This is a genomic window from Lysobacter sp. CA199 (genome assembly GCF_052078715.1).
In the GTDB taxonomy this organism is placed as follows: domain Bacteria; phylum Pseudomonadota; class Gammaproteobacteria; order Xanthomonadales; family Xanthomonadaceae; genus Lysobacter.
In genome coordinates this window covers 444414-453319 of sequence record NZ_JBQJIL010000005.1, presented here as the reverse complement: position 1 = coordinate 453319, position 8906 = coordinate 444414, and the positions used below count along the sequence as shown (strand labels likewise).

The window sequence follows — 8906 nt, the reverse complement described above, 5'->3', positions numbered from 1 at the left end:
TGTCCGTCGGCGTCGCTTCGATGCCCGGCAGCGACAACCGCCCTTCGTCCTGCGTCTGCCACGCCAGCAAGGTCTGGAACACCGGCGTGTGCGAGGGATTGCGCGGCGGCTTGACCGCATCGACCACTTGGTCGAACGGCAGGTCCTGGTGCGACTGCGCCTCCAGCACGCGCCGGCGCGTGCGCGCCAGCAGCTCGGCCACCGTCGGCGCGCCGCCCAGATCGATCCGCAGCGCCAGGGTGTTGACGAAGAACCCGATCAGCGGCTCCACCTCCACCCGGTTGCGACCCGCGACCGGGCTGCCGATCACCACTTCGTCCTGGCCCGACAAGCGGCCCAGCACCGCCGCCCAGCTTGCCAGCAGCGTCATGTACAAGGTCGCGCCGTGGCGCTGGCTCAACGCCTTCAGCCGCGCGGTCAAGGTCGTATCGAGCGCGATCTCCAACACATCGCCCGCGTAAGCCTGGTGCGAAGGCCGCGGCCGGTCGGTCGGCACTTCCAACAGCGCCGGCGCACCGGCCAGGGTTTCGCGCCAGTACCCTGCTTGACGCGCCCACTCTCCGTCCGCCAATCGCTGACGCTGCCACTGCGCATAGTCCACGTACTGCACCGGCAGCGGCGGCAGCGACGACGGCACCGTGCCGACACGCGCGGCATACGCGGCGCTCAACTCGTTCAACAAGACGCCGATCGACCAGCCGTCGCAGATGATGTGATGCATCACCAACGCCAGCCCGAACTCCTGCTCGTCCAACTGCGTCACTTGCACGCGCAGCAACGCATCGCGCTCCAGATCGAAGGGCTGGGCGAACAGCGCTTCGTCCAGCGCCGCGACCGCGGCTTCGCGGTCTTCGCGGCCGCGCAGATCATGCACACGCAGGTCCGGCGCGGCCTGTGCCGCGATCTGCTGCATCGGTTGACCGTCGACCAGCACGAAGCGCGTGCGCAGCACTTCGTGCCGAGCCACCACTTCGTCCAAGGCATGCGCCAACGCCGTCAGATCCAGCGCGCCGCGCAGGCGTCGGCCGTCCCACAAGTGGTACGCCGAGCTCGCGCCGTCGATCTGACTCAGGAACCACAACCGCTGCTGCGCCTGCGACAGCGGCATGAACGCCTGCCGCGCAACCGTCGCGATACCGGAGGAGTCCGAGCGTTTTCCGACCGTTACGTGCGCCGCCAGTTTCCACAAGGTCGGCTGCTCGAACAGATCGCGCATCGACAGTTCCACATCGAGCGTCTTGCGCACGCGCGAAGCCAGTTGCACCGCCAGCAGCGAATGTCCGCCCAACTCGAAGAAATCGTCGTGACGGCCGACTTGCTCGACCCGCAGCAACTCCGCCCAGATCGTGGCCAGGCGTTCTTCCATCGCGCCCTGCGGCGCTTCGTAAGCACGCCGCGCGTACGCCGAATCGTCCGGCGCCGGCAAAGCCTTGCGATCGAGCTTGCCGTTCGGCGTCAGCGGCCATGCGTCCAGCCGCACGAAGGCCGACGGCACCATGTACTCCGGCAATCGGCTCGCCAACGTTTCGCGCAGCGCGCCGATATCGAGGGTGTCGTCGCCCAGGCAGTAGGCGACCAGACGCTTCTCGCCGGCCGCATCCTCGCGCGCCAGCACCGCCGCCTCGCGCACGCCCGCGCACTCGATCAGCCTGGCTTCGATCTCGCCGAGTTCGATCCGGAATCCGCGGATCTTCACCTGGAAGTCGTTGCGCCCCAGATAGTCGAGCGCGCCGTCGGCCGACCACCGGCCCAGATCGCCGGTGCGGTACATCCGCGCTTCCGGATCGGCAGCGAAGGGATCGCGCACGAAACGTTCCGCGCTCAGATCGGGGCGTCCGTGATAGCCCAGCGCGACACCGTCGCCGCCGATCCACAATTCGCCGTTGGCGCCCGTCGGCACTGGCTGAAGGTATTTGTCGAGCACGTACACGCGGGTATTGGCGATCGGCTTGCCCAACGTCACCTTGGACCGGCCCGCGGTCACGCGGTCTATCGTCGACCATACCGTGGTCTCGGTGGGGCCGTACATGTTCCATAGTTCCGCGCCGTCTTGCAGCAGCCGCGCGCCGAGATCCATCTGCCAGGCTTCGCCGCCGCACAGCAGGCGCATACGCGCCGCGGGCGTCCAACCGGTTTCCAGCAGCATGCGCCAGGTCGCGGGCGTCGCCTGCATCACGGTCGCGCCGCTGCGTTCGATCAACGCCGCCAAGGCGTCGCCATCCATCGCGGTGTCGCGATCGACCACCACCACGCGCGCGCCGACCGTCAGCGGCAGCAGCAGTTCGAGCACGGAGATGTCGAACGACAGCGTCGTCACCGCGCACAAGGTGTCGCTGGCTTTCAGGCCGGGGCGTTGCGCCATCGAACAGAGAAAATTCACCACGGCGCGATGCGGCACGCACACGCCCTTGGGGCGCCCGGTCGAGCCGGAGGTGAACAGCACATAGGCCGGATGCGTCGCCGGCGCAAACGCCGACAACTGGGTCGCGACGATATCGTCGTCGGCGTCGCCGGAATCCTGCTGGCCCAGCGCGATACGCGGCAGATCGACCATGGCGATCTCGTCGCCGCCGTCGAGCAGCGCGCGGCCGCGCGCATCGACCAGCGCCGCGGCCGGTTGACCGTCCTCGACGATCTGCACGAGCCGCCCGCGCGGATAGGCGATATCCAGCGGCACGTAGGCCGCGCCGGACTTGAGCACGGCGAGCACCGCGACCAGCATCTCGATGCCGCGCTCGGCGCAGATCGCGACCCGGTCGCCGGGCGCGACGCCCATGGCCCGCAGGCGGCGCGCGAGATGATTCGCGCGGCGATCCAGGCCTTGATAGGTTTCGGTCTCGTCGCCGAAGACGACCGCTATGGCCTGCGGCGAGCGTTGCGCCTGCGCTTCGAACAACTCATGCACGAAGCGATCGCGCGGATAGTCCTGCGCGGTCTCGTTCCAGGTCGCGATCGCGCGGTCGCGTTCGGCCGGTTCCAGCAGCGGCAAACTCGCGACCGGGCTCTCGCTGTCGGCGACCATGCCGCGCAGCAGGCGCTCCCAGTAGCCGGCGAAGCGTTCGATCGTTTCGCGGTCGAACAAGGCCGTCATGTAATTCACGAAGCCGGTGATGCAGCCGTCCTTCTCGCGCAGATCCAACAGCAGATCGGTCTGTGCGGCCGTCATCGCCTTCGGCGCGTGGGATACGTCGACGCCGGGCAAGGCCAACTGCCCTTCATCGTGGCTTTGCCAGGCCAGCATGACCTGGAATATCTGATTGTGCGCGGTGCTGCGTGGCGGCTTCACCGCCTCAACCACCTGGTCGAACAGCACATCCTGGTGCGCCTGCGCGTCGAGCAGGCATCGGCGCGTGCGCGCCAACAGCTGTGCGGTCGAGGGATCGCCGTCCAGATCGATCCGCAGAGCGAAGGTGTTGACGAAGAATCCGATCAGCGACTCGATCTCCTCGCGATTGCGGCCGGCCACCGGGCTGCCGATCACCACCTCGGACTGGCCGGACAACCTGGAGAACACCGCCGCCCAACTCGCCAGGATCGTCATGTACAGCGTGGCGCCGTGGCGCCGGCTCAGGGTTTTCAGCCGCGTGGTCAGCGCCTCGTCCAGATGCAGATCGATCGCCGCGCCGGCGAAGTCCTGCTGCGGCGGCCGCGGTCGATCCGTCGGCAACTCCAACAGCGGCGGCGCGCCCGAAAGCGCTTCGCGCCAGTAACCAATCTGCCGATCCAACTCGCCTGCCGCGAGGTACTCGCCCTTCCACGCGGCATAGTCGATGTACTGCACCGGCAGCGTCGGCAAGGATGCCGGGGCGCCACCGGTTTGCGCGGCGTAGAGTTCGCTCAGTTCCTTGAGCATGACGCCGATCGACCAGCCGTCGGAGACGATGTGATGCGTCACCCACTGCAGCTCGAAGGTCCGGTCCTGCAGTTGCAGCACTTGCGCGCGCAGCGGGACGTCGCGCCCGAGATCGAAGGGTTCGGCGAATAGCTCCGAATACAGCGCATTGGCGCGGCCGGCGGGATCCGCGTCGTCGCGGATGTCCTGGAAACGCGGCTGGATCAGCGCCTCGTCGTCGACGCTCAGCAGGGGCTCGCCGTCGACCAGCACGAACCGCGTGCGCAGAATTTCGTGGCGGTCGACGATTTTCTGCCAGCTGCGCTCCAGCGCGGGGCGATCGAGTTCGCCGCTCAGGCGGAACGCGCCGCCGATGTGATAAGCCGACGTCGCTTGATTGAGCTGGGTCAGCACCCAGAAGCCCTTGACGAGCTGCGGCATCGGCAGCAGCGGCCGGCGTTCCACCGGCACGATCGCGGTCAGGCTCGCACCGGCGATCAGCGGCAGGCGCTCGGCCAGTTCGCGCAATTCGGAAGCCTCGAAGACATCCCGAAACGTAAGTTCGATATCCAGCGCCTTGCGCACGCGCGACACCAGTTGCACAGCGAGCAGCGAGTGCCCGCCAAGCTCGAAGAAGTCGTCGTTCCGCCCGACCTGTTCGACCCGCAACAGCTCCGACCAGATCGAGGCGAGCGTCGTCTCGATCGGCCCCTGCGGCGGTGCGTAGGCGCGGCGCGTGTAGGCCGCGTCGTCGGGCTCCGGCAGCGCCTTGCGGTCGAGCTTTCCGTTCGCCGTGAGCGGCCAGGCCGCGAGGCGGACGAACGCCGACGGCACCATGTAATCGGGCAAGGCGCTGGCGAGGCCGTCGCGAATCGCGCCGATGTCCAAGGCCTCGTCGGCGAGGCAGTACGCGATCAACCGCTTGCCGCCGATCTCGTCGTCGCGCGCGATCACCACGGCTTCGCGCACGCCCGCGCATTCGCCGAGCTTGGCTTCGATCTCGCCCAGCTCGATCCGGAATCCGCGGATCTTCACCTGGAAGTCGTTGCGACCCAGCAGCGTGATCGTGCCCTGCGCCGACCAGCGTCCCAGGTCGCCGGTCTTGTACATGCGCGCGCCGGGTTCGGCGTTGAAGGGATCGTCGAGGAAACGATCGGCGGTCAGCTCGGGCTTGCCGAGATAGCCGCGTGCGACGCCGTGCCCGCCGATGAATATCTCGCCGGCCACGCCGACAGGCACGGGGTTTCCCGCCGCGTCGAGGATGTAAACCTGGGTATTGCCCACCGGGCGGCCGATGTCGGCGACGAAGCCGGTGGCGCGATCCATCTGCGTCCAGGTGGAATAGGTCGTGGTTTCCGACGGCCCGTAGAGATTGCACAACTGCTCGACCTGCGCACTCGCCAGAATGCGTTCGGCCAGCGCGCGCTTCAACGGTTCGCCCGCGACGTTCACTACCCGCACCGTCGGTGGCACCGCATCGGCCCGGCTCAGTTCCATCATCACCGAGGGCACGGTGTTGATCAGCGTGACCGGCAAGGCGGCGTTCAACAAGGCCAGCGCGTTGTCGACCAGGGTCACCCGGCCGCCGCACGCCAGCGGGACGCCGTATTCGTAGATCGACAGATCGAAATTGATCGAGGTGGAGAACAGGCAGTTGCTCAGCGTCTGGGGCGAGAACTCCTGCAAGGCCCAGTAGATGAAGTTCACCGCGTTGCGGTGTTCGATCGCCACGCCCTTGGGTCGGCCGGTCGAACCGGAGGTATAGATCAGATACGCCAGATGCTTCGAGGTCAGCCCGACCGCCTGCGCCGCCGGATTCTCGTCGGACGCGTCCTCCCACGCGCCCGCATCGGCTTGCAGGTCCAGCACCGTCAGCGACTGCGCTTGTTCGGCCAAGGCCAGGGCTTGCGACAGCACGGGCCGGCCGACCGCGTCGGTGAGCACGGCGCGCGGCATCGCGTCGTCGAGCATGTAGCCCAGACGATCGGGCGGATAAGACGGATCCAGCGGAACATAGGCGGCGCCGGATTTCAGCGACGCGAGCAGCGCCACCAGCATGTCGGCGTTGCGTTGGACGCAGATGCCCACGCGCTCGTCCGGCCCCAGGCCCAGAGTGCGCAGATGGTGGGCAAGCCGATTGGCGCGGCCGTTGAGTTCGGCATACGTCAGCGACCGGTCGCCGGCGACCAGCGCGACCGCATCCGGCGTGCGCGCGGCCTGGGCCTCGAACAGTTCGTGCATGCACGCATCGCGCGGGTACTCGATCGCGGTCGCATTCCAAGTCTGAAGAACAAGGTTGCGCTCGTCCTCGCCGAGAATCGGCAGACGCGAAACCGCCTGCGTGTCGTCGAGGGTCATCGCCGTCAACAAACGCTGCCAGTAACCGGCGTAGCGTTCGGCGGTTTCGGCATCGAGCAGTCCGCTCGCGTATCGCAGCGTGCCCGCAACGCCGTCGCCGTCGCGCCGCAGTTCCAGCGCCAGGTCCAGGCCGGCCGGCCCGGACGGATACGCTGGCTGAACCTCGAACGCCAGCATGGTCTGAAACACCGGCGAGTGCGTGGCGCCGGCCAACGATGCCGTCGCCGCGGCGATCCCTTCGAAGGTCGGCACCGCGTGCGCGTAGGCATCGTGCAAACGGCGTTCGACCCGGGCCAGCAGCGTGGAGACGGTCGGCTGTCCGCTCAGATCGATGCGCAACGGCAGCGCGTCGCCGGACGGGCCGACACGCGCTTGGCTCGCGGCATCGACGTCGCGATCGGCCGGTATGCCGATCACGATATCGTCCTGACTCGACAAGCGCGCGAGCGTGCCCGCCCAGGCCGCCAGCAAGGCTGTTTGCAGACTCGCGCCATGGCGCGCACTCAGGGCTTCCAGGCGCGCGGTCAAATCCCGATCCAGGCCCACCTCGACGCTGCCCATGTCCGAATCCTGCCGACCCGCCCTGGGGCGATCGGTCGGCAGTTCCAGCATGGCCGGCGCACCGGCGAGCGCGTCGCGCCAATAGGCGACGTGACGGTCGAAATCGTTGCCGACCGGCGGCACGCCGGTGTCGTGGCCGATACCGGTCGTGATCGAAGCGTCCAAGAAGTTTCCGTTTGACATCCCTTATCCCTGTCTTTCCCTGCATCGAATCGGCCTTCCAGCCGACCCTGTCTTCGTCAACGCGAGCCGTGCGGTCCGGGTCGGCTCAAGCCGCGAGCTTGCCGACCGCGCCCGCCACGGTTTCCGCGTTGCGTCCGAACTGATTGATCGTGGCGATCTGCTCGAGGCGATCGCCATAACCGTGTTTGATGAAACCCGACAGCGTGCCGGTGGGGCCGAGATCGACGAAGCGACACGGTCCTTCGGCGGCGATGGTCGCGATTGCGCCGCGGAAATCCATCGGCATGCGGGTCACGTTCCAGTAATGCGGTGGATCGATCCGCTGCAGACGCCCGCCGGTCGCCGACGAGTACTGCGCGATCGACGGCGCCGAGATCGCGATGCCGTCGAACAACCCCAGGTAGGCCCGTTCCACCGGCGCGAGCAATGGAGAATGAAACGGGTACTCCACCGGCAAGCGCATCGAGACGATGGCGTCCGCGTCGAGCTTGCGCGCGACTTCGTCGATGGCGGCCCGGGTTCCGGCGATGACGAAATTGCCGTCGAAATTGACGCTGCCGATCGTGGTGTCGCGATAGACGTCCGGCTGGCTTTGGAAATGCTCGACCGGCGCCAGGACCGTGAGCATGCCGCCGGTCGACGCCTCGGCCTTGAACAGCCCGGCCTGGCGTATCACCACGCGCATCGCATCCTCGCGCGACAACGCTCCAGCCGCGACCGACGCGGCGTATTCGCCGAGGCTGTAACCCAGCACGGCGTGAGGACGGATGCCGGCCTCGGCCATCGCGACGGTGAGTCCGTAGCCGACACTGAAGATCGCCGGATGCGACAGCATGATGTCGGTCATTTCGCGCCACTTGTTCGCCTCGTCGTACAGCTCGGCGATCATGTCGCGCGCGGTCATTTCGCGGTACACGGCGTTGCAGGCATCCATCGCGTCGCGGAAGGCCGGGTTCTTCGCATACAGATCGCGGCCCATGCCGTAGTACTGCGAGCCCTGGCCCGAGTACATGAACACGGTGCGCGGCTTCGATGACGCGATCCGCGCGGGCGCGATCGCCGCGGGCTCGTCCACCGGCGCGGCGGCGTCCAGCGCCATCGGCGCCTTGCGGATCTTCACGAACAGTCCCGCGAGCACGTCCCCGGGTCCGACCTCCCGCAACGCGACCTCGCCCTGCGCGAGCAGCCAGGACATCGACTCGTACCAGTTCACGGGATGGCTGATCTGCTCGATCAGTCGCGGCAGCCAGGCGTCGCGCGCATGCGGACGCGCGGTGCGGTTGGAGACGACGTCGGCCTGCAGCGGATGCAGGCGTCCTGCTTCGCTCAGTCGGGCGGCGAACTCGGCGTACACGGTTTCCACCTCGCGCATGTAGCGCGAATGGAAGGCCGCGCTGACGTTCAATCGCACGAAACGCGCACCGGCCTGCGCGAAGACGCCCTCGCAACGATCGATGTCCTGGTGCAGACCGGAGATGACGTGCTGACTGTCGGAATTGATGTTGGCGATGTCGACGCCTTCCAGGCCGGCCTGGTCGAGGATCGTGCGCACGCGCGCCAGATCGGGGCCGATGATCGCCGCCATCGCGCCGCGCGGCGCATGCGCCATCAGCGCGCCTCGCTTGGCCACCAGTTCGATGCCGGTAACGAAGTCGAACGCCCCCGCCGCGAACAGCGCGGCGAATTCACCGAGGCTGTGGCCGGCGAAAACTTCCGCGACCGGCGCACCTTCATCGCGCGCTTTCAGGAACGACAATGCGGACACCGCGAACAGCGCCGGCTGGGTGTACTCGGTCCGGTTCAGCACGCCGCTCGGATCGTCGAGGCACAGCTCGCGCAAGGAGTAGCCCAGGACCGCATCGGCCTGCGCGACCAGTTCCGGATAGCGCCCGAACAGGTCGCCGCCCATGCCTTTATGCTGCGATCCCTGCCCGGGAAACACCCACACCGTCGTCATCGAAGCCGTCCTCGT

Annotated in this window: 2 protein-coding genes; both read right to left on the bottom strand. The window is 67.5% G+C overall.

Annotated elements, in window-relative coordinates; genetic code table 11:
- Positions 1–6916: amino acid adenylation domain-containing protein (locus ACTOWJ_RS11430; RefSeq protein ID WP_441334731.1), on the bottom strand; the 6916-nt coding region annotated here is incomplete at its 3' end.
- 103 nt (positions 6917–7019) lie between these two features.
- Positions 7020–8891, bottom strand: coding sequence for an ACP S-malonyltransferase (gene fabD, locus ACTOWJ_RS11425; RefSeq protein ID WP_441334730.1), 1872 nt, complete (start codon positions 8889–8891; stop codon positions 7020–7022).
- Positions 8892–8906: the final 15 nt, after the last annotated feature.

What these genes read in the sequence shown, in the direction of transcription:
- fabD (WP_441334730.1), bottom strand. Translation starts at nt 8,891, where the DNA reads ATGACGACGGTGTGGGTGTTTCCCGGGCAGGGATCGCAGCATAAAGGC.